The 22816-nt window shown below is 58.9% G+C and carries 21 protein-coding genes; 1 reads left to right on the plus strand and 20 read right to left on the minus strand.

Going from position 1 to position 22816, the window contains the following annotated elements:
* Positions 1-116: 116 nt before the first annotated feature.
* The 8 genes from rpoS to JQF37_RS22855 form a co-directional block, all read right to left on the minus strand.
* On the minus strand, positions 117-1124 hold the full coding sequence (rpoS, locus tag JQF37_RS22820; RefSeq protein ID WP_130209716.1) for an RNA polymerase sigma factor RpoS: 1008 nt from the start codon (positions 1122-1124) through the stop codon (positions 117-119).
* A 103-nt stretch (positions 1125-1227) separates the two neighbouring features.
* Positions 1228-2085, minus strand: a complete 858-nt coding sequence (locus tag JQF37_RS22825) for a peptidoglycan DD-metalloendopeptidase family protein (protein ID WP_130209714.1) — start codon at positions 2083-2085, stop codon at positions 1228-1230.
* Positions 2086-2296: 211 nt separating this feature from the next.
* Positions 2297-2932: a protein-L-isoaspartate(D-aspartate) O-methyltransferase gene (locus JQF37_RS22830; protein ID WP_189340456.1), complete on the minus strand. Its 636-nt coding sequence runs from the start codon at positions 2930-2932 to the stop codon at positions 2297-2299.
* A 41-nt stretch (positions 2933-2973) separates the two neighbouring features.
* Positions 2974-3723, minus strand: a complete 750-nt coding sequence (gene surE / locus JQF37_RS22835) for a 5'/3'-nucleotidase SurE (protein ID WP_130209710.1) — start codon at positions 3721-3723, stop codon at positions 2974-2976.
* Positions 3711-4769, minus strand: coding sequence for a tRNA pseudouridine(13) synthase TruD (gene truD, locus JQF37_RS22840; RefSeq protein ID WP_130209708.1), 1059 nt, complete (start codon positions 4767-4769; stop codon positions 3711-3713). The genes surE and truD overlap by 13 nt, the downstream gene beginning before the upstream one ends.
* Positions 4766-5239, minus strand: a complete 474-nt coding sequence (gene ispF, locus JQF37_RS22845) for a 2-C-methyl-D-erythritol 2,4-cyclodiphosphate synthase (RefSeq protein ID WP_090316982.1) — start codon at positions 5237-5239, stop codon at positions 4766-4768. The genes truD and ispF overlap by 4 nt, the downstream gene beginning before the upstream one ends.
* A 43-nt stretch (positions 5240-5282) precedes the next feature.
* Complete coding sequence (gene fghA, locus JQF37_RS22850; protein WP_130209706.1) at positions 5283-6128, minus strand: S-formylglutathione hydrolase; 846 nt, start codon at positions 6126-6128, stop codon at positions 5283-5285.
* Positions 6129-6136: 8 nt separating this feature from the next.
* On the minus strand, positions 6137-7249 hold the full coding sequence (locus tag JQF37_RS22855; protein WP_047526341.1) for an S-(hydroxymethyl)glutathione dehydrogenase/class III alcohol dehydrogenase: 1113 nt from the start codon (positions 7247-7249) through the stop codon (positions 6137-6139).
* A 107-nt stretch (positions 7250-7356) separates the two neighbouring features.
* Between JQF37_RS22855 and JQF37_RS22860 the strand changes: the two genes are divergently transcribed.
* Positions 7357-8253, plus strand: coding sequence for a LysR substrate-binding domain-containing protein (locus JQF37_RS22860; RefSeq protein WP_130209704.1), 897 nt, complete (start codon positions 7357-7359; stop codon positions 8251-8253).
* A gap of 6 nt (positions 8254-8259) precedes the next feature.
* Here JQF37_RS22860 and ispD read toward each other — a convergent pair whose 3' ends face one another.
* From ispD to fabZ, 12 genes are all read right to left on the minus strand, one after another.
* Positions 8260-8967, minus strand: coding sequence for a 2-C-methyl-D-erythritol 4-phosphate cytidylyltransferase (gene ispD, locus JQF37_RS22865; RefSeq protein ID WP_130209702.1), 708 nt, complete (start codon positions 8965-8967; stop codon positions 8260-8262).
* Positions 8964-9242 carry a cell division protein FtsB gene (gene ftsB, locus JQF37_RS22870; protein ID WP_047526337.1) on the minus strand — a complete coding sequence of 93 codons (279 nt, stop codon included), beginning with the start codon at positions 9240-9242 and terminating at the stop codon, positions 8964-8966. Before ftsB ends, ispD begins: the two co-directional genes overlap by 4 nt.
* A gap of 172 nt (positions 9243-9414) precedes the next feature.
* Positions 9415-10704: a phosphopyruvate hydratase gene (eno, locus tag JQF37_RS22875; protein ID WP_090316970.1), complete on the minus strand. Its 1290-nt coding sequence runs from the start codon at positions 10702-10704 to the stop codon at positions 9415-9417.
* A 156-nt stretch (positions 10705-10860) separates the two neighbouring features.
* Complete coding sequence (gene kdsA / locus JQF37_RS22880; RefSeq protein WP_103403603.1) at positions 10861-11706, minus strand: 3-deoxy-8-phosphooctulonate synthase; 846 nt, start codon at positions 11704-11706, stop codon at positions 10861-10863.
* A gap of 5 nt (positions 11707-11711) precedes the next feature.
* On the minus strand, positions 11712-13343 hold the full coding sequence (locus JQF37_RS22885) for a CTP synthase (RefSeq protein WP_130209700.1): 1632 nt from the start codon (positions 13341-13343) through the stop codon (positions 11712-11714).
* A 274-nt stretch (positions 13344-13617) separates the two neighbouring features.
* Entirely contained in the window at positions 13618-14946 is a 1329-nt protein-coding gene (tilS, locus tag JQF37_RS22890) for a tRNA lysidine(34) synthetase TilS (protein ID WP_130209698.1), read from the minus strand.
* Positions 14947-15083: 137 nt separating this feature from the next.
* Complete coding sequence (locus JQF37_RS22895; RefSeq protein WP_130209696.1) at positions 15084-16031, minus strand: acetyl-CoA carboxylase carboxyltransferase subunit alpha; 948 nt, start codon at positions 16029-16031, stop codon at positions 15084-15086.
* Positions 16032-16170: 139 nt separating this feature from the next.
* Complete coding sequence (gene dnaE, locus JQF37_RS22900) at positions 16171-19692, minus strand: DNA polymerase III subunit alpha (protein WP_130209694.1); 3522 nt, start codon at positions 19690-19692, stop codon at positions 16171-16173.
* 84 nt (positions 19693-19776) lie between these two features.
* Positions 19777-20403: a ribonuclease HII gene (gene rnhB, locus JQF37_RS22905; RefSeq protein WP_047526329.1), complete on the minus strand. Its 627-nt coding sequence runs from the start codon at positions 20401-20403 to the stop codon at positions 19777-19779.
* A gap of 11 nt (positions 20404-20414) precedes the next feature.
* A complete protein-coding gene (lpxB, locus tag JQF37_RS22910) occupies positions 20415-21548 on the minus strand; it encodes a lipid-A-disaccharide synthase (protein ID WP_189340454.1) in 1134 nt (377 codons plus the stop codon).
* Entirely contained in the window at positions 21548-22324 is a 777-nt protein-coding gene (gene lpxA / locus JQF37_RS22915; RefSeq protein ID WP_130209690.1) for an acyl-ACP--UDP-N-acetylglucosamine O-acyltransferase, read from the minus strand. The genes lpxB and lpxA overlap by 1 nt, the downstream gene beginning before the upstream one ends.
* Positions 22321-22761 carry a 3-hydroxyacyl-ACP dehydratase FabZ gene (gene fabZ / locus JQF37_RS22920; RefSeq protein WP_007940511.1) on the minus strand — a complete coding sequence of 147 codons (441 nt, stop codon included), beginning with the start codon at positions 22759-22761 and terminating at the stop codon, positions 22321-22323. The genes lpxA and fabZ overlap by 4 nt, the downstream gene beginning before the upstream one ends.
* Between the last annotated feature and the right edge of the window lie 55 nt (positions 22762-22816).

A 22816-nucleotide genomic window follows, 5' to 3' on the forward strand; every position in this document is an offset into this window, starting at 1 on the left:
TCCGATGCCAGAGGTCTGGCATCGGATTTTCTAGGAAGCCCGGCTTTGACTCAAATGCTTAAGTGAACAGCATTACGAATCAGTCGGGGCTTTTTGTTAGCTGCTACGCAAGGCTGTTACTGAAACAGCGACTCGCTAGACAGGCCGTTTTTCTCCAGGATCTCCCGAAGACGCTTCAAGCCTTCAACCTGAATTTGTCTGACCCGTTCCCGGGTCAGGCCAATTTCCAGGCCTACGTCTTCGAGGGTGCTGCTCTCATGGCCTCGCAGGCCGAAGCGACGGACTACCACTTCGCGTTGCTTGTCGGTCAACTCAGAGAGCCATTGATCGATGCTCTGGGACAGGTCGTCATCCTGCAACAATTCGCATGGATCGGTGGGACGATCGTCGGTAAGGGTATCCAGCAGGGTTTTATCCGAATCCGGCCCCAGCGAGACGTCGACTGAGGAAACTCGCTCGTTCAGGCCGAGCATGCGCTTGACCTCGCCTACCGGTTTTTCCAGCAGGTTGGCGATTTCTTCAGGTGAGGGTTCATGGTCGAGTTTTTGCGTCAGCTCCCGTGCGGCCCGCAGGTACACGTTGAGCTCTTTGACCACATGGATCGGCAACCGGATGGTCCGGGTCTGATTCATGATCGCGCGCTCGATGGTTTGACGAATCCACCAGGTCGCGTAGGTCGAAAAGCGGAAACCACGTTCAGGATCAAACTTCTCCACCGCCCGGATCAACCCCAGGTTGCCCTCTTCGATCAGATCAAGCAGCGACAGACCACGATTGACGTAACGTCGGGCGATTTTCACCACCAGTCGCAAGTTACTTTCAATCATGCGCTTGCGCCCGGCCGGATCGCCACTTTGCGACAGGCGCGCAAAATGAACTTCTTCTTCGGGGGACAACAGCGGGGAAAAACCGATTTCATTGAGGTACAGCTGCGTGGCATCGAGCGCCCGCGTGTAGTCAATGTACTTGTGTTGCTTTAGCGAAGCGGAGTGTTTGGATTTGGCACGAACGGAAGGTGGAGCCGCCCCTTCATCATTCGACATCGAATCCGCACCGATGCCGGTCTCCATCAGGAGAACCTCATCGTCGATGTCAAACTCCGGCACTTCTTTACTGAGAGCCATTGTTATAGTCCTTTGGTGAGTTCGACCTCAAGCTCAAGCGGCGCCTTTATCCTTGGCAACGCTGGAGCCTGTCCCCTCTACGATGGAACAGGCTGGTAAGCGATCAACGACGTGGCAGGAATTGCAGCGGATCTACAGGTTTACCTTGACGGCGAATCTCAAAATGCAGTTTCACCCGGTCCGTACCCGTTGACCCCATTTCGGCAATTGTCTGTCCGACCTTGACCTGCTGCCCCTCCCGAACCAACAGCCTGCGGTTATGTCCGTAGGCACTGACGTAGGTTTCGCTGTGTTTGATGATCACTAATTCGCCGTAGCCCCTTAAGCCACTCCCGGCGTATACCACCGTCCCATCAGACGCAGCTAAAACAGGCTGTCCCAAATCCCCGGCGATATCAATTCCTTTATTCAAACTACCGTTTGAAGAGAATTTTCCAATTAAAATGCCATTAGATGGCCATCCCCAGCCGGTCGGGGCCGGACCGGCAGGAGGCATCGGAGCGGGTGCTGGCTTGTTGGCGACGGACGGTACGACCGCTGGCGCAGTGCTGGTCGAACCGTTTACCGGACGACGGATGACCGTGGTTTTACTCGAGGACGAAGGCGTTGAATTCGACGAACTGACCGTCGTCGTCGACGTTGAATCGCTGCGCCCGTCAAAGCGAATCGTCTGACCCGGATGGATCGTATAGGGCTCAGGAATGTTGTTGCGTGCCGCCAGGGCCTTGTAGTCCCAGCCGTAACGAAAGGCAATGGAAAACAGGGTGTCCTTGGGGCGGACAACATACTGCCCCGTCGTTACCGCCGGACGCTGGGCGACGGCATTGTTGCGATCGACCACGCGTACATTGCTGGATTTGTTGCTGGAACAACCGACCAGCAAGGTGCTCAAGACAAGGCCAGTCACCAGGCGCTGAAAGCTCGTTGTACCCATACGCTGCGCAATGACTGTGAGACTCACCCGCCGCTCCCTTTGTGGTGGCTGAAAATATGATTTGCCGTGGTCCGGCATGAAATGTCGCAAGTATAACGGGCCGTGCACGCTTTACCTTTAATGAAGCGAAATGGCTTCGCGCACACGTTTGCTGCTAGACAAAACAACCCGTTTAACCGATCGACGCCGCTGTAAGACAGAAGCAATCGAAGAGAATTCAGAGCGCTGAAACAAATGATCAGGCCAGTGGTCCGTTGAGCAACGGAACGAAGCGAACCGCTCCCAGAACACGCCTGGAAAAGCCCTGTTCTTCCCTGATGATCAGCATCAATTGTTGAACCTCGCCCGACCCGACCGGAATCACCAGACGCCCTCCCGGTGCCAATTGATCGAGCAGAGCCTGAGGCACATCGGTCGCCACGGCGGTCACGATAATACCGTTGTAGGGCGCCAGCGCCGGCCAGCCCTCCCAGCCATCGCCCCAGCGAAACACCACGTTGCGCAGGTTCAATTCGACCAGGCGCTCCTTGGCCCGGTCCTGCAGCACCTTGATGCGCTCGACGGAAAACACTCGCTCGACCAGTTGCGACAAAACGGCCGTCTGATAACCCGACCCCGTGCCGATTTCCAGCACCTTGTCCAGCGGACCTGCTTCCAGCAGCAGCTCGCTCATGCGCGCCACCATATAAGGCTGGGAAATGGTCTGGTTATGTCCAATCGGCAGCGCCGTGTCTTCATAAGCACGGTGCGCCAGCGCTTCGTCGACGAACAGGTGACGCGGTGTACGTCGAATGACTTCCAGCACCCTGGCGTTCGACAACCCCTCCTCATACAAACGCTGGATAAGGCGCTCACGGGTCCGTTGCGAGGTCATCCCGATGCCGCGACGCAGCATATCGTCGTGCTCACGAGACATCAGCGCAGCCCCTCCAGCCAGCCATCGAGACTTCTGAAGGCGTCATTGAAGGTGCGATCCAGTTGCAGCGGAGTGATGGACACATAGCCCTGCATGACCGCATGGAAATCAGTGCCCGGGCCACCGTCCTCGGCATCCCCGGCAGCCGCGATCCAGTATCCGGCCTTGCCTCGCGGATCGACCACTTGCATCGGTGCCGCCGCGCGAGCGCGATGGCCCAGACGGGTCAACTGGATGCCGCGTATGTGATCCAGCGGCAAATTCGGAATATTCACGTTCAATACCGTGCGCGGAGGAAGATCGAGTTCAGCATGGGCTTCGACCAGCTTGCGCGCAAAGTACGCCGCCGCAGGAAGGTTCTCAACTTGTCGTGAGACCAACGAAAAGGCGAATGAAGGACGTGCCAGGAAACGCCCTTCGAGCGCCGCCGCCACGGTTCCGGAATACAGGACATCGTCCCCCAGGTTGGCGCCCAGGTTGATCCCGGAAACCACCATGTCCGCTTCACGCTCCAGCAAGCCGTTCAGGCCCAAGTGCACACAATCGGTCGGTGTGCCGTTAACGCTGATAAAACCATTGGCCAGCGTCTGCGGGTGCAACGGACGATCGAGCGTCAGCGAGCTACTGGCGCCGCTTTTGTCCTGGTCCGGGGCGATAACCACGCATTCGGTGTAATCCGCCAGCGCAGCATAAAGCGCGGCGAGACCGGGTGCGGCTACCCCATCGTCGTTAGAAATCAGAATACGCATGGGTTGTCCGTCTGCCCCACCGGCACCAAATCAACGAGTTCGCGCACCAATACAGTGGCGAAGCATCCGGCCGGCAGGACGAATTCCAGTTGCAGAATGTCAGGCTCGGGATAATGCCACGTCAACCCGGCTATGGGCAGTCGCAGGACGCGACGTTCGTGGCTCATTCCGGCGTTAATCAACCAATCGCGAAGGTCGGCTTCGCGGGCGGCGATTGCCTGCTCCAATTCATGGACAGCGCCCGTGGTCGGCGAGTCACCTTCGCCCCACTGCGGACCGGTCGGATGCAGATCGAGAATCGCCAGACGCGGGTCGCTGCACTCGGCCTCACCGGCCGGAAAGAAGCTGCGGCTATCGGTGAATGCCAGCAAGTCACCCACTTGGGCACGCTGCCAGGTGCCATCGGCGACACGGGCGGCCAACACCTGGTTGAACAGAAAGCTACGGGCTGTGGAGAGCAGGCGCGACCTGACGTTGCGCTGCTCCGGCAAGGCCTTGCGCGCGGCCCAGGCGCGGGCATCGACCACATTGCCGCCGTCGTGCCCGAAGCGCTGGGCGCCGAAATAGTTGGGGATGCCTTGTTTGGCGATCAACTGTAGACGCTCTTCAACGGCCGCCTTGTCGCCGGCGAACTGCGTCAGGCGCAAAGTAAAGCCATTGGCCGAGTGGGCACCGCGTTGCAGCTTGCGCTTGTGCCGACTGGTCTTGAGGATTTTCAGCGTATCGTTTTCTGCCGCCGACAGATCCGGATCGGCCTTGCCCGGCAACTGCACGCTGAACCACTGTCGGGTCAGCGCCTGGCGATCCTTGAGCCCGGCGTAGCTGACGGTGCGCAACGGCACGCCAGCGGCCTTGGCAATGCGCCGCGCCGCTTCTTCAGTGTTCAGACCGCGCTTTTCCACCCAGATCCACAGGTGTTCACCGTCACCGCTCAGGGGAATATCAAGAACTTCGTCGACCTGAAAATCTTCCGCGATGGCTTTCAGGACTGCGGTGCCGAGGGCTTCACCATAGGCCCGCGGGCCGAGCAATTGCAGTTCGTTCATGCGCGCAGCAACAAGGCAACGGAGTGCACCGCAATGCCTTCTTCGCGACCGACAAAGCCAAGCTTTTCGGTAGTGGTAGCTTTAACGTTCACTTGATCCAACTCAACTTGAAGATCCGCGGCAATCAGTGCGCGCATCGATTCTATATGCGGGGCCATTTTTGGCGCTTGGGCGACGATGGTGTTATCGACGTTGCCGACTTTCCAGCCCTTGGCGTGGATCAATGCGACGACATGACGCAACAGCCCACGGCTGTCGGCGCCCTTGAATTGCGGGTCGGTGTCCGGGAAGTGCTTGCCGATGTCGCCCAGCGCAGCCGCGCCGAGCAAGGCATCGCTCAAGGCGTGCAGCAGGACATCACCGTCGGAGTGAGCAAGCAGCCCGAAGCCATGTGCAATACGCACGCCGCCCAGAGTGATGAAATCGCCTTCAGCGAAACGGTGCACATCATAGCCGTGGCCAATACGCATAAAAAAACGCCCCGAATTTTGTCAGGGCGTGATTCTACCTGCATTAGGCACCTAGAGCATGCGCGTGATGCCGCAAGTGATCATCGATGAAACTGGCGATGAAGAAATAGCTGTGGTCATAGCCGGGTTGCAGACGCAAGGTCAGCGGATGACCCGCCAGTTTGGTCGCCTGCTGCAAGGCTTCCGGCTTGAGCTGGGTGGCCAGAAAATCATCGCGATCTCCCTGGTCGACCAGCAGCGGCAGCTTCTCGTCGGCCCCGGCAATCAATGCACAGGCATCCCATTCGCGCCATTTCGAACGGTCTTCGCCGAGGTATCGGGAAAGTGCTTTCTGGCCCCAAGGGCAGTCCATCGGATTGTTGATCGGCGAAAACGCCGACACCGAGAGATAACGCCCCGGGTTGCGCAAGGCACAAACCAACGCACCGTGCCCGCCCATGGAGTGACCGCTGATGCCGCGTTTGTCGGACGCCGGGAAATGGGCTTCGACCAAAGCCGGCAATTCCTGCACGACGTAGTCATGCATCCGATAGTGACGCGACCAGGGTTCCTGCGTGGCATTCAGATAAAACCCGGCACCGAGACCGAAGTCCCAGGCGCCATCCGGATCACCCGGCACGTCCGGACCACGGGGACTGGTGTCCGGCGCGACGATGATCAACCCCAGCTCGGCCGCCATGCGCATGGCGCCGGCCTTCTGCATGAAGTTTTCGTCGGTGCAGGTCAGGCCGGATAACCAATAAAGCACGGGCAGCTTGCCGCCCAGCTCCGCTTGTGGTGGCAGGTATACGGCGAACACCATGTCGCAGCCGAGCACCTCGGAACGATGCCGGTAGCGTTTGTGCCAACCGCCGAAGCTTTTCTGGCAGGAAATATTTTCCAGGCTCATGACTGACCTCAGAAATGAATGACGGTGCGGATGCTTTTTCCTTCATGCATCAGATCGAAAGCCTTGTTGATATCTTCCAGACCCATGGTGTGGGTGATGAAGGTATCCAGCGGAATTTCGCCGGTTTCGGCCATTTCCACGTAGCTTGGCAACTCGGTACGGCCGCGCACGCCACCGAACGCCGAACCGCGCCAGACGCGACCGGTGACCAGCTGGAACGGACGGGTGGAAATTTCCTGACCGGCACCGGCCACACCGATGATGACCGACTCGCCCCAACCCTTGTGGCAGCACTCCAGTGCGGCACGCATCAATTGGACGTTGCCGATGCATTCGAACGAGAAGTCGACGCCACCATCGGTCATGTCGACGATGACTTCCTGGATCGGACGGTCGAAGTCTTTCGGGTTCACGCAGTCGGTTGCACCCAGCTGTTTGGCGATCTCGAATTTGGCCGGGTTGATGTCGATGGCGATGATACGAGCAGCCTTGGCTTTGACCGCGCCAATGACGGCAGAAAGACCGATACCGCCGAGGCCGAAAATGGCCACGGTGTCACCGGGTTTCACCTTGGCAGTGTTGAGGACTGCGCCGATGCCGGTGGTGACACCGCAACCCAGCAGGCAGACCTTTTCCAGTGGCGCTTCTTTAGCAATTTTGGCGACGGAGATTTCCGGCAGCACGGTGTACTCGGAGAAGGTCGAAGTGCCCATGTAGTGGAAAATCGTTTCGCCCTTGTAGGAAAAACGCGAAGTGCCATCTGGCATCAGGCCTTTGCCTTGGGTCGCGCGAATCGCCTGGCAGAGATTGGTTTTGCCCGACAGACAGAATTTGCACTGACGGCATTCAGGGGTGTACAGCGGGATCACATGGTCACCGACGGCAACGGAGGTCACGCCTTCGCCAATCGCCTCGACAATCGCACCACCTTCATGACCGAGGATCGACGGAAAGATACCTTCCGGGTCGGCACCGGACAGGGTGTAGGCATCGGTATGGCAAACACCGGACGCCACCACACGCAGCAGCACTTCACCGGCCTTGGGCATGGCGACATCGACTTCAACGATCTCCAGAGGTTTCTTGGCCTCGAAGGCAACGGCGGCGCGCGACTTGATCATGGTGATACTCCAGTGAATAAAAACGAGACAGGGAGTGTATTACAGCGCCTTACGGTGAATAATCCGGACAAAAGCAAAACATTATTGCTACACAGGGATAATCCAGGATGTCTGAGAATCGCTGGGAAGGTATCGACGAATTTGTCGCAGTCGCCGAATGCAGTCAGTTCACTGCCGCCGCCGAACGCTTGGGGGTTTCTTCCTCCCACGTCAGTCGACAAATCGTACGCCTGGAGGAGCGCCTGCAAACCCGCTTGCTCTACCGCAGCACTCGCCGGGTGACTCTGACTGAAGCCGGGCAGACCTTTTTGCAACACTGCCAGCGATTACAGGATGGTCGCGAAGAGGCGTTGCGCGCGGTTGGCGACTTGACCAGCGAACCCAAGGGCATGCTGCGCATGACCTGCGCCGTGGCCTACGGGGAACGCTTTATCGTGCCGCTGGTGACACGATTCATGGGGCTTTATCCGCAACTGCGGATCGACATCGAACTGAGCAACCGGCAACTCGATCTTGTGCATGAAGGCCTGGACCTGGCGATCCGGCTGGGTCGCTTGCAGGACTCGCGACTCGTCGCCACCCGCCTCGCGCCACGGCGCATGTTTCTTTGCGCGTCGCCTTCCTACCTTGAACGGTATGGTCGCCCCCACAGTTTGTCGGAATTGAGCCGTCATAACTGCCTGATCGGCAGCTCTGATCTCTGGCAACTGGAACAGAACGGTCGGGAATTTTCCCAGCGAGTCCAGGGAAACTGGCGTTGCAACAGTGGGCAAGCGGTGCTGGATGCGGCGCTACAGGGCGTAGGGTTATGCCAGCTGCCGGATTATTACGTGCTGGAGCACTTGAAAAGCGGTGCGTTGATTTCGCTATTGGAGGCGCATCAGCCGCCGAACACTGCCGTGTGGGCGCTTTATCCACAGCAACGGCATCTGTCGCCCAAGGTGCGCAAACTGGTCGATTATCTGAAGATAGGATTGGCCGAAAGACCCGAATATCGGGGTTAGGGTTGTCTAGCCTCGGTGAGCCCACCGTTGACGCAACCACTCCAAATCTTCGGGGCGCGTGACCTTGAGATTATCGGCGCGCCCTTCGATCAGGCGCGGCGCCATCCCCGCCCACTCCATGGCCGAAGCTTCGTCGGTAATGACCGCGTCGGCCACCAGACTGTCCGCCAGCGCGCGATGCAATGCGCCAAGTCGGAACATCTGCGGCGTATAGGCTTGCCAGATCACGCTGCGATCCACGGTTTCAATCACGCGCCCCTCCTTGTCGACCCGCTTCAAGGTATCCCGTGCCGGCACCGCCAGCAGTCCACCCACTGGATCATCCGCCAGGTCGCCCAGCAACTTGTCCAGATCATCGCGACTCAGATTGGGCCGTGCAGCATCGTGCACCAACACCCAATCCTCGTCATCCGCACCCAACGCATGCAAGTGCAGCAGCGCATTGAGTACCGATCCGGAACGTTCGGCGCCGCCATCAACGCGTTGAATGCGCCGATCGGAAGCACACGCCAGGTTCGGCCAATAAGGATCGTCAACCGCAAGACTGACCACCAATCCCTTAAGGGAAGGATGATCAAGGAAACAGCCAAGGCTGTGTTCGAGAATAGTGCGCCCGCCCAATTGCAAGTATTGCTTGGGACGGTCTGCGGCCATACGGGCACCGACGCCCGCGGCAGGAATCACGGCCCAGAAGGCCGGTAGAGACAAATTCATTGTGCTAACTGGTAAAGGGTTTCACCGTCCTTGACCATGCCCAGCTCATGGCGAGCCCGCTCTTCAACGGTCTCCATGCCCTTTTTCAACTCGCTGACTTCAGCGTCCATCACCCGATTGCGCTCCAGCAACGACTCGTTCTCAGCGTGCTGATCCGCGATCTGCTGAGTCAGTTCGGCCACTTGCGCCAGGCTGCCATTACCCACCCACAGGCGGTACTGCAGGCCAGCCAGCAGCAGGAGCAAGACGAGGAACAACCAATTGGGACTGCGCATCGAATATCAGGTATCCAGTGAAAAAAGACAGCCATACCAAAACATGAAGCTACTGATAGCACGAAGCCTGGATGAACCAGGCTTGTGCTTATAAGGCATCAGATTAGTGGTAAAAACGTCGCCGCAGCGATTTTTCCGACACAATCCGGTGTCTTTTTTACCATGTACTTACTCAGCCGCGGAATTCGCTGCGGCCGTTGTACTTGGCTTTGCCGTTCAACTGCTCTTCGATACGCAGCAGTTGGTTGTACTTGGAAACGCGATCGGAACGGCACAGGGAGCCGGTCTTGATCTGGCCAGCCGAGGTGCCCACAGCCAGGTCGGCAATGGTCGAATCTTCAGTTTCGCCGGAACGGTGCGAGATCACCGCGGTGTAACCAGCAGCCTTGGCCATCTGGATGGCTTCCAGGGTTTCGGTCAGGGTACCGATCTGGTTGAACTTGATCAGGATCGAGTTGGCGATCTTCTTGTCGATGCCTTCTTTCAGGATCTTGGTGTTGGTCACGAACAGGTCGTCGCCTACCAGCTGGGTCTTCTCGCCGATCTTGTCGGTGAGGATTTTCCAGCCAGCCCAGTCGGACTCGTCCAGACCGTCTTCGATGGAGATGATTGGGTAACGCTCGGTCAGACCCTTGAGGTAATCAGCGAAACCTTCAGCGGTGAAGACCTGGCCTTCGCCGGACAGGTTGTATTTACCGTCTTCGTAGAATTCGCTGGCCGCGCAGTCCAGGGCCAGGGTCACGTCGGTGCCCAGCTTGTAACCGGCATTGGCCACGGCTTCGGAGATCACTTTCAAAGCGTCTTCGTTGGAAGCCAGGTTAGGCGCGAAACCACCTTCGTCACCGACGGCAGTGCTCAGGCCACGGGCTTTCAGCACGGCTTTGAGGTGATGGAAAATCTCGGTGCCCATGCGCAGACCTTCCGAGAAAGTCTTGGCGCCAACTGGCTGAACCATGAATTCCTGGATGTCGACGTTGTTGTCGGCGTGTTCGCCACCGTTGATGATGTTCATCATCGGGACCGGCATCGAGTAAACACCCGGGGTACCGTTCAGGTTGGCGATGTGAGCGTACAGCGGCAGATCCTGATCCTGTGCGGCTGCCTTGGCCGCAGCCAGGGAAACGGCGAGGATCGCGTTGGCGCCCAGGGTTGCCTTGTTTTCAGTACCGTCGAGCTTGATCATCGCCAGATCCAGCGCTTTCTGGTCGCTTGGGTCAGTGCCTTTCAACAGGTCACGGATCGGACCGTTGATGTTGGCAACGGCCTTGAGTACGCCCTTGCCCAGGTAACGGCTCTTGTCGCCATCACGCAGCTCGAGCGCTTCACGCGAGCCAGTGGAAGCACCGGACGGCGCGCAGGCGCTGCCGATGATGCCGTTGTCGAGAAGCACATCCGCTTCCACGGTGGGATTGCCACGGGAGTCGAGAACTTCACGACCTTTGATGTCGACGATTTTAGCCATTGTTGTAAACACTCCAAAGTTGACGAAAACGACGCAGCTGTAGGAAATCTTTGATCGTCGGCAAGCGATGTGCAGCGGGCAGACTTGCAGACGATAAAGCTCAGACCCGAGGGCCTGAGCGTTAAATCGTGCGGTACTTTACCGGAGAATTGAGGATTACGCGGTTTCTACCGTCGGAAAACTCTTCACCAATTCGTCCAGCGCCTTGAGCTGGGCCAGGAATGGCTCCAGTTTATCCAGACGCAGGGCGCAAGGGCCGTCGCACTTGGCGTTGTCCGGGTCCGGGTGGGCTTCCAGGAACAGGCCCGCCAGGGACTGACTCATGCCGGCCTTGGCCAGATCGGTGACCTGGGCGCGACGACCGCCGGCGGAATCGGAGCGACCGCCCGGCATTTGCAGCGCGTGGGTCACGTCGAAGAACACCGGGTACTCGAACTGCTTCATGATGCCGAAGCCGAGCATGTCGACGACCAGGTTGTTGTAGCCGAAACTCGAACCACGCTCGCAGAGGATCAACTGATCGTTACCCGCTTCCACGCATTTGTTCAGGATGTGTTTCATTTCCTGAGGCGCAAGGAATTGGGCTTTCTTGATGTTGATCACGGCACCGGTCCTGGCCATCGCGACCACCAGGTCGGTCTGGCGCGACAGGAAGGCCGGCAGCTGAATGATGTCACAGACTTCAGCAACGACCGCAGCCTGATCCGGCTCGTGGACGTCGGTGATGACCGGCACGCCAAAGGCCTGCTTGATGTCCTGGAAAATCCGCATGCCCTCTTCCAGGCCGGGGCCTCGGTAAGAGGTCACGGAGGAGCGGTTGGCCTTGTCGAAACTGGCCTTGAACACGTAAGGGATACCGAGTTTCTCGGTAACCTTCACGTATTCTTCGCAGACCTGCATCGCCATGTCGCGGCTTTCCAGCACGTTCATGCCACCGAACAGCACCATTGGCTTGTCGTTGGCAATCTCGATGTCACCTACACGGATGATCTTCTGCGCCATAAGGTTCAAGCCTTCTTCTGGTGTTGAGCCAAAGCGGCCTTGACGAAACCACTGAACAACGGGTGACCGTCGCGAGGTGTCGAGGTGAACTCAGGGTGGAACTGGCAAGCGACGAACCATGGATGATCCGGTGCTTCAACCACCTCGACCAGCGCGCCATCACCGGAACGACCGGAGATTTTCAGGCCGGCTTCGATGATCTGCGGCAGCAGGTTGTTGTTCACTTCGTAGCGGTGACGGTGACGCTCGACGATCACGTCCTTGCCGTAGCAATCGTGAACCAGGGAACCCGGCTCCAGCAGGCAGTCTTGCGCACCGAGGCGCATGGTGCCACCCAGATCGGACGCTTCGGTACGGGTTTCGACGGCACCGGTGGCATCTTCCCACTCGGTGATCAGGCCCACGACCGGGTGACCACTGGCGCGATCGAATTCGGTGGAGTTGGCGTCTTTCCAGCCCATGACGTTACGAGCGAACTCGATCACGGCCACCTGCATGCCCAGGCAGATACCCAGGTATGGCACTTTGTTTTCGCGAGCGTATTGAACGGCAGTGATCTTGCCTTCCACGCCACGCAGGCCGAAACCACCAGGAACCAGGATGGCGTCGACACCTTCGAGCAGCGCGGTGCCCTGGTTTTCGATGTCTTCGGAATCGATGTAGCGCAGGTTGACCTTGGTACGGTTGCTGATGCCGGCATGACTCATCGCTTCGATCAGCGACTTGTAGGCGTCCAGCAGCTCCATGTACTTGCCGACCATGGCGATGGTGACTTCGTGCTCCGGGTTGAGCTTGGCGTCGACCACGGCGTCCCATTCGGACAGATCGGCGCCGCCGCATTGCAGGCCGAAACGCTCGACGACGAAATCGTCCAGACCCTGGGAGTGCAGAATGCCCGGGATCTTGTAGATGGTGTCGGCGTCTTCCAGCGCGATCACCGCACGTTCTTCAACGTTGGTGAATTGCGCGATCTTGCGACGGGAAGACACATCGATCGGATGATCGGAACGGCAAACCAGCACGTCAGGTTGCAGGCCGATGGAGCGCAGCTCCTTGACCGAGTGCTGGGTTGGCTTGGTTTTGGTTTCGCCGGCAGTGGCGATGTACGGCACCAGCGTCAGGTGCATCAGCATCGCGCGCTTGGCGCCGACTTCGAAACGCAACTGGCGGATGGCTTCGAGGAACGGTTGGGATTCGATGTCACCCACGGTGCCGCCAATCTCGACCATCGCCACGTCGGCATCGCCGGCGCCCTTGATGATGCGGCGCTTGATTTCGTCGGTGATGTGCGGGATGACCTGGATGGTCGCCCCCAGGTAGTCACCACGGCGCTCTTTGCGCAGCACGTGCTCGTAGACACGGCCGGTGGTGAAGTTGTTGTTCTGGGTCATGGTCGTGCGGATGAACCGCTCGTAGTGGCCCAGGTCCAGGTCGGTCTCGGCGCCGTCGTGGGTGACGAACACCTCACCGTGCTGGAACGGGCTCATGGTGCCCGGGTCGACGTTGATGTACGGGTCCAGCTTCAGCATGGTGACCTTAAGTCCCCGCGCCTCCAGGATGGCCGCCAATGATGCCGATGCAATGCCTTTCCCCAATGAAGAAACAACACCGCCCGTGACGAATATGTAGCGCGTCATGAAAAACCCTAGAAGTCTGCGTTAAAGCGGTCCGAGCCGCCGGGGAAAGCGAAGGAAGGCCGAAGCCCCCGATCACCTGCATTAATCACAGTGCACCTTTCAAAAAAACCGCCGCGTTGGGACAGACCGGAAGATGAAACACCGGTACGTTGCTCGCTACACATTTTTTGGAATCGCCCAGCAAAGACTGCTTGGTAATCGGCAACTCCTGCAATTCAGGCGAATCCACAGAAGTTGTATCAAGAAGGGAGCGTAGTCTACCGGAAAGCCCCTTTCATCTCAAACCTTGATCCTCGTCAGGCGGCTGCCAATGTAATTTCCAGCTTCCCGCCGCATCGCCATCGAGCCCCGGCAGGTTCGCCACCGCCAGCAATTGCTGACCTTTGAACAGCAGCGGCAATCTGCCGCGCACGAACAACGGTAAAGCGCTTTCGTTGAGCAAACGCTTCAGGTCGCGATGCCCTCGACCTGGCAATTCCATCACTTCTCCTCCTTCACGATAGCGGATATGCAGCGGACCCTCCGGGATTGTCCCGGTGATTTTCAGCACTCCATTTTCGGGCAAGGCCAAGGGAGACGCTGGCTCCAGCCATGCTCCGACAGCGGGACAAGCGCGCAACCAGTGGCCGCTCAGCCACCAGATGCGGCCGCCAGCCCGATGCAATTCGCCATCGGCCAAGCGCCAGACCGGACGGGCATCAGCCGCCGCATCGCGTAAATCTTGCCAACCCGACCAATGGTCGGTGTCCGGTAGTCCTGTGAGCGACTCGAGCCAATGGCCAAGCGCATTGCGTTGACGCGCCGCGGAGAGTTTCTGCAGTGATGCCAGCTCCAGCGATGGCAACTTGAGCCACTCGAAAGGACTGTCCGTGCTGGCGTCGAGCAGATCCATTTGTGCCAGGTCGTCGAGCAATCCCTGCGCTTCGCTCAGGTGCGCAGCGCTGCGGACCATGGTCGCGGTTGCCTGCGGCCACCGCGCGGTCAATGCGGGGAACACTTGATGACGCAGGTAGTTGCGCGAGAAATGTCGATCCTGGTTGGAAGGATCTTCGATCCAGCTCAATTGATGCTCGGCCGCATAGGCTTCCAGATCGGCGCGAGTCGCCTCCAGCAGGGGCCGTAACAGATAGCCGTTACCCAGCCGACGCTGGCGAGGCATTCCCGACAGACCTCGCACCCCGGCCCCACGCAACAAACGGAAAAGCAGGGTTTCGGCCTGATCATCACGATGCTGGCCGGTCAACAGAACGTCGTTGACCCCGGTAACCTCGACGAACGCGCCATAACGGGCATCCCGGGCCGCTCGCTCAAGACTGGCGCCGGGCTGCACTTGCACACGGACAACCTGCAACGGTACGTCCAGCGCCGCGCACATTGACCGACAATGGTCCGGCCAGGCTTCAGCGACAGCCTGAAGACCATGATGAACATGAATGGCACTTAATGGCGGCAGGGATTCGGTTTTCGCGAGTGTTGCGAGAAGGTGTAGCAGGACAGTGGAGTCAAGACCGCCGGAGAAAGCGATGCGCCAGGTTTTGGCGTTGCGCCAGGGGGCGAGATTCAGGAGAAGTCTGGTTGGCAGATCACTATTGGACTGGCTCATATCCTTCATTCACACAAATCAAATGTGGGAGCGAGCTTGCTCGCGATAGCGGTATAACAGACAACGGATTGGTTGAATGTTAAGCCTCATCGCGAGCTGGCTCGCTCCCACAGGTTAGAGCGAACAGCGCGGTCAGATCAGAGACCGTAGCTCATCAGACGCTCGTAACGACGGGCCAGCAGCGCCTTGTTGTCGAGCTTCTTCAGCATCGCCAGTTGCGAGCTCAGCTCGGCACGGATATTGGCAGCTGCCGCCGCTGGATCACGGTGCGCACCGCCCAAAGGCTCGCTGATCACTTTGTCCACGATGCCCAGGCCTTTCAGGCGCTCGGCAGTGATACCCATGGCTTCAGCAGCGTCCGGTGCTTTCTCGGCGGTTTTCCACAGAATCGAAGCGCAACCTTCCGGCGAGATCACCGCATAGGTCGAGTACTGCAGCATGTTCAACTGATCGCAAACGCCGATCGCCAAAGCACCACCGGAACCACCTTCGCCGATCACGGTGGCGATGATTGGGGTTTTCAGGCGGGCCATGACACGCAGGTTCCAGGCAATGGCTTCGCTCTGGTTGCGCTCTTCGGCGTCGATGCCAGGGTAAGCGCCCGGCGTGTCGATGAAGGTCAGGATCGGCATCTTGAAGCGTTCGGCCATTTCCATCAGGCGGCAGGCCTTGCGGTAGCCTTCCGGACGCGGCATGCCGAAGTTGCGGCGAACCTTCTCGCGCACTTCACGGCCTTTCTGGTGACCGATCACCATCACTGGCTGGTCATCCAGACGGGCGATACCGCCTACGATGGCGGCGTCGTCGGAGAAGTGGCGGTCGCCGTGCAACTCATCGAACTCGGTGAAGATGTGTTCGATGTAGTCCAGGGTGTAAGGGCGACGCGGGTGACGCGCCAGACGCGCGATCTGCCAGCTGGTCAGCTTGCCGAAGATGTCTTCGGTCAGGGTGCTGCTTTTATCCTGCAGGCGGGAGATCTCATCGCCGATATTCAGCGAATTGTCATTACCGACCAAGCGCAACTCTTCGATCTTGGCTTGCAGGTCGGCGATCGGCTGTTCGAAATCTAGAAAATTCGGGTTCATAGGCGTCCGTCTTGGGTCGACGTCCAAGAGAGCTTGGGCCGGCCGGTTGTCTATTCGCGCCCTACCTTAAGGGACAGGCGCGTTCAGGTCGAGATTAAAAATTCAGGTCAAGGCCAGGGCCATCCAACAGCCCTGACCGTCAACGGTATTGGAGGAAGACGTTGTCTCGCCCGAACTGGTCACGCAGGGCTTGAATCAACGCATCCGCCGGATCGATTCGCCAGCCTTCGCCGAACTGCAGCAAGGCTTTCGCATCGGGACTGGTGTAGTCCATGGTGATCGGGCACGCACCACGGTGACGCTTGAGCAGCTCACCCAGCCAGCGTAGCTGATCACCTTTCAAATCTTTCGCGTGCAACTTCAGGCGCAGGCTCTCAGCCAGGTTGGTACGCGCATCTTCCATGCTCATCACCCGCTTGACCCGCAACCGCAGGCCGCCGGAGAAATCATCGTTGCTGACTTCGCCTTCGACTACCACCATTGCATCAGTCTGCAACAGCGATTGCGCGGAATGGAACGCATCGGCAAACAACGACGCCTCGATCCGCCCGGAACGGTCGTCTAGGGTGATGAACCCCATCTTGTCGCCCTTTTTGTTCTTCATCACCCGCAGGGCGATGATCATGCCGGCGACCGTCTGGGTATCGCGCGCAGGCTTGAGATCGATGATGCGCTGACGGGCAAAACGGCGTATTTCCCCTTCGTACTCGTCGATCGGGTGACCGGTCAGGTACAGGCCCAGGGTATCTTTTTCCCCCTTCAGCCGCTCCTTGAGGGTCAGTTCCTTGGCTCTGCGATGGTTGGCGTAAACATCGGCATCTTCTTCGACGAACAGACCGCCAAACAGATCGGCATGGCCACTGTCGTGGGTACGGGCAGTCTGCTCGGCAGCCTTGATCGCCTCTTCCATCGCGGTCAGCAGGACGGCACGATTACGGTCGATATTGGCTTGATAAGCCTTCGGCTCATCGTGGAAGTACGGGCCAAGACGATCCAGCGCTCCGCTGCGGATCAAGCCGTCGAGGGTGCGTTTGTTGATGCGCTTGAGGTCGACCCGGGCGCAGAAATCGAACAGATCCTTGAACGGGCCGTCCTGACGCGCTTCGGTGATCGCTTCGACCGGCCCCTCGCCCACGCCCTTGATCGCGCCCAATCCGTAAATGATCCGGCCTTCGTCGTTCACCGTGAACTTGAACTCTGAGGTGTTCACATCCGGTGCGTCGAGGCGCAGCTTCATCGTGCGCACTTCCTCGATCAAGGTCACGACCTTGTCGGTGTTGTGCATATCCGCCGAAAGCACCGCCGCCATGAACGGCGCCGGGTAGTGCGCCTTGAGCCATGCCGTCTGGTACGAGACCAGCCCATAAGCCGCAGAATGGGATTTGTTGAAGCCGTAACCGGCGAACTTTTCCACCAGGTCGAAGATGTTACCGGCCAGGTCGGCATCGATATTGTTGGTGGCGCAACCTTCGATGAAGCCGCCACGCTGCTTGGCCATTTCTTCCGGCTTTTTCTTACCCATCGCCCGACGCAGCATGTCTGCACCGCCGAGGGTGTAGCCGGCCATGACCTGGGCAATCTGCATCACCTGTTCCTGATACAGGATGATGCCGTAAGTCGGCGCCAATACGGGCTTGAGGCCTTCGTACTGGTAATCCGAGTGCGGGTACGCCAGTTCGGCACGACCGTGTTTACGGTTGATGAAGTCGTCCACCATGCCCGATTGCAGCGGGCCGGGACGGAACAGGGCCACCAGTGCGATCAAGTCTTCCAGGCAGTCGGGCTTGAGCTTCTTGATCAGCTCTTTCATGCCGCGGGATTCGAGTTGGAACACCGCCGTGGTTTCGGCTTTTTGCAGCAGCGTGTACGTCGGCTTGTCGTCCAGCGGGATGAACGCAATGTCCAGCGGCGGCTCGTTGACCTTGGCGCGGTCGCGGTTGATGGTTTTCAGGGCCCAGTCGATGATCGTCAAGGTCCGCAGGCCGAGGAAGTCGAACTTCACCAGACCAGCGGCTTCAACGTCGTCCTTGTCGAACTGGGTCACCAGGCCATCGCCCGCTTCGTCGCAATAGATCGGCGAGAAATCGGTCAATTTGGTCGGAGCGATCACCACACCACCGGCGTGCTTGCCGACGTTACGCACCACACCTTCGAGCTTGCGGGCCATCTCCCAGATTTCGGCGGCTTCTTCATCGACCTTGATGAAGTCACGCAGGATTTCTTCCTGTTCGTAGGCCTTTTCCAGGGTCATGCCGACTTCGAACGGAATCATCTTCGACAGACGATCCGCCAGGCCGTAAGACTTGCCCTGCACCCGCGCCACGTCGCGCACCACGGCTTTTGCCGCCATGGAACCGAAGGTGATGATCTGGCTTACCGCGTTGCGGCCGTATTTTTCGGCCACATAGTCGATCACCCGATCGCGACCGTCCATGCAGAAGTCGACGTCGAAGTCGGGCATGGAGACCCGTTCCGGGTTAAGGAAACGTTCGAACAGAAGGTCATATTCCAGCGGGTCGAGATCGGTGATCTTCTGCACATAGGCCACCAGCGATCCGGCACCCGATCCACGGCCCGGCCCCACCGGCACACCGTTATTCTTGGCCCACTGGATAAAGTCCATCACGATCAGGAAGTAACCGGGGAATCCCATCTGGATGATGATATCCAGCTCGAAATTCAACCGGTCGACATAGACCTGACGCTTGGCCTCGTAGTCTTCAGTGGTGTCCTTGGGCAGCAGGACCGCGAGACGCTCCTCCAGGCCATCGAACGAGACTTTGCGGAAATACTCGTCGATGGTCATGCCATCGGGAATCGGGAAGTTGGGCAGGAAGTGCGTGCCCAGCTTGACTTCGATGTTGCAGCGTTTGGCGATCTCGACCGTGTTTTCCAGCGCTTCGGGAATATCGCTGAACAGCTCGGCCATTTCCTCGGCGCTTTTGAGGTACTGCTGATCGCTGTAATTCTTCGAACGCCGCGGATCGTCGAGGGCGCGGCCCTCACCGATGCAAACGCGGGTTTCGTGGGCGGCGAAATCTTCCTGCTTGATGAAGCGCACATCGTTGGTCGCCACCAGCGGCGCACCGATTTTCTCGGCCAGCGCCACGGCACCGTGCAGTTGCTCTTCGTCGTTGGGGCGATTGGTACGCTGGATTTCCAGATAGAAGCGGTCCGGAAACACCTCCATCCATTCACGCGCCAGGGTTTCGGCTTCGTCAGGGTTGCCACTGAGCATCGCCTGGCCGATCTCGCCTTCTTTCGCCGCCGACAGCATGATCAAGCCTGCGCTGGCTTCAGCGACCCACTCGCGCTCGATGATGATCGAACCGTTGCGCTGGCCGTCGATAAAGCCGCGGGAAATCAGCTCGGTGAGGTTGCGATAACCTTCGGCGTTCATCACCAGCAGGCTGATCCGGCTCAGCGGATTGTCCGGATCCTTGTTCGACAACCACAGGTCGGCGCCACAGATCGGCTTGATCCCGGCACCCATGGCGGCTTTATAGAACTTGACCAGGGAACACATGTTGTTCTGATCGGTGACCGCAACGGCAGGCATGTTCATGCCGACCAGGGTCTTGACCAGCGGCTTGATCCGCACCAGACCGTCGACCAGGGAATATTCAGTGTGCAGGCGTAGATGAACGAATGAAGCCGGCATAGTGATCCTGTCTAGAAACTAGAAACGTGAAGACAACAAGGCCCGGATTGTACCGGGCCTTGGCAAAAAAAATCAGCCTTGCCGCTAACTCTCGATCAGGCGTTCCCGTGCCTCATACGCCAGGCGCACCGGGGCAAACGAACGCCGATGGATCGGGGTCGGTCCCAGACGAGCGAGCGCTTCAAGATGGACTGGCGTCGGGTAACCTTTGTGCCCGCCAATGCCGTAGCCGGGATAAATCAACTCGAACGCAGCCATTTCACGGTCACGACTGACCTTGGCCAGAATCGATGCAGCCGCGATGGCTGGCACCTTGCCATCGCCCTGCACCACCGCTTCGGCGCGCATCGGCAATTTCGGGCAACGATTCCCGTCGATCATCGCCAGTTTCGGCTGGATGTGCAGCCCCGCTACCGCGCGCTGCATGGCCAGCATGGTGGCATGGAGGATGTTCAGTTCGTCGATCTCTTCGACTTCCGCGCGGGCGATGCACCAGCTCAGGGCTTTCTCGCAGATTTCATCGTAGAGTTTTTCGCGGCGAGCTTCGGTGAGCTTCTTGGAGTCATTCAAGCCGAGAATCGGACGGTTCGGATCGAGGATCACAGCCGCAGTCACCACGGCGCCACAGAGCGGGCCGCGACCGACCTCGTCGACACCGGCAACCAACTCTTCCACTTCAGCGACCAAGGTGAAATCCAGCCCCATCTGCATGCTTGTTTTACTCATTGTACTTGGCCGATCAGGTTCAGCACCGCATCCGCCGCCTGATTAGAGGCATCCAGACGCAAGGTACGGTGGATTTCGTCAAAACCGCGAGTTTGCTCTTCCCCACCCTCGATCAGCGGCGACAGGGTCTGGGCCAGCGCTTCGACCGTCGCATCGTCTTGCAGCAACTCGGGCACCAGCAGTCGCTGGGCCAGCAGGTTCGGCAAGGAGACGTAGGGGCTTTTCACCATCCGCTTGAGAATCCAGAACGTCAGCGGCGCCAAGCGATAAGCGACCACCATTGGGCGTTTGTACAACAGGGCTTCAAGCGTTGCCGTTCCGGACGCGATCAGCACTGCGTTACACGCGGCCAGGGCCAGGTGGGATTTGCCATCGAGCAAGGTCAGCGGCAGATCGCGGCCGACCAACAGCTCTTCAAGCTGCGCGCGACGCTGCGGGTTGGCACACGGCAAGACAAACCGCACGCCCGGACGCAGTGCCCGCAGGCGTTGGGCCGTGTCGAGAAACAATGCACCGAGACGGCCCACTTCGCCGCCGCGACTGCCGGGCATCAGCGCGACCAAGGGCCCGTCAGGCAATCCAAGCTCGGCCCGCGCTGCGGCACGGTCGGCCTCGAGCGGAATGGCATCGGCCAGGGTGTGCCCGACAAACCGCACTGGCACGCCCTTCTCTTCATAAAACTTTGCTTCGAACGGAAACAGCGTCAGCATCAGGTCGCAACCTTCACGAATCTTCAGCACACGCTTCTGTCGCCAAGCCCAGACCGACGGACTGACGTAATGCACGGTCTTGATCCCGGCCTGACGCAGCTTGAGTTCGATATTGAGATTGAAGTCCGGGGCATCGATTCCGATGAACACATCCGGCTTCGCGGCGATCAGGTCCGCGACCAGTTTCTTGCGTCGTGCCAGCAGTTCGCGCAATCGGCCAAGCACCTCCACCAGGCCCATGACCGACAGGCGCTCCATCGGGAAGTATGAGGTCAAGCCTTCAGCCTGCATCAGCGGACCACCGACACCGATGAACTCGATTGCCGGGTGTTGAGCCTTGAGCGCACGCATCAGGCCCGCGCCCAGAATGTCACCGGAAGCCTCACCCGCCACCAGCGCAATACGCAGATTGACCATGATTAGCGGGTGATGCCGCGAGTCGAAGACTGGATGGAGTCACGGAACACCGCAACTTCCGGGAATTGCTCCGAAGATTCGGCCAGTTCGGCGAGTGCTTGTTCAACCGTCAGGCCCTGGCGATAGACCACCTTGTAGGCACGACGCAGGGCGTGGATCGCTTCTTCGCTGAAACCGCGACGGCGCATGCCTTCGAAGTTCATGCTACGGGCTTCGGCCGGATTGCCGAACACCGTAACGAACGCGGGAACGTCCTTGCCGATGGCGGTACCCATGCCGGAAAAGCTGTGGGCACCAATGTGGCAATACTGGTGAACCAGGGTAAATCCGGACAGTATCGCCCAGTCTTCAACATGCACATGACCGGCAAGTGCGGTGTTGTTGACCAGAATGCAGTGGTTTCCGATGACGCTGTCGTGACCGATGTGGGCATATGCCATGATCAGGTTGTGATCGCCCAGGGTGGTTTCCGAACGATCCTGAATGGTTCCACGGTGAATGGTCACGCCTTCGCGAATGACATTGTGGTCACCGATCACCAGGCGAGTTTCTTCGCCCTTGTACTTCAGATCAGGCGTGTCTTCACCTACCGAGGAGAACTGATAGATGCGGTTGTGCTTACCGATTCGGGTTGGGCCCTTAAGAATCACGTGCGGCCCGATGACCGTCCCCTCGCCGATTTCCACACCTGCGCCGATGATCGACCACGGCCCGACCTCGACACCGTCAGCCAGGACGGCCGTCGGATCGATGATTGCGCGAGGGTCAATCAAACTCATAGTTTACGTTCCGCGCAGATGATTTCAGCTGAGCAGACTGGCTTGCCGTCGACCGAAGCCTGGCACTCGAACTTCCAGATCTGACGCTTGCAGCTGATGAACTTGGCTTCAAGAATCAACTGATCACCCGGCAACACCGGCTGGCGGAAGCGTAGCTTGTCGGAACCGACGAAGTAATAAAGGGTGCCATCGGCCGGTTTCACGTCGAGCATCTTGAAACCAAGGATCCCGGCAGCCTGAGCCATCGCTTCGATGATCAGCACGCCCGGCATGATCGGATGCGCCGGAAAGTGACCATTGAAGAAAGGTTCGTTGATGCTGACATTCTTGTAGGCGCGAATGCGCTTGCCTTCCACATCCAGATCCACGACCCGGTCCACCAGCAGGAACGGGTAACGGTGAGGCAGGTATTCGCGAATCTCGTTGATGTCCATCATTTCGGGGGGAAGCCTATGTAAAGATTGGGAGCGCGCGACTTACGCGCACTCCTCT

The sequence above is a fragment of the Pseudomonas sp. MIL9 genome (genome assembly GCF_016887925.1).
Classification (GTDB): domain Bacteria; phylum Pseudomonadota; class Gammaproteobacteria; order Pseudomonadales; family Pseudomonadaceae; genus Aquipseudomonas; species Aquipseudomonas mohnii.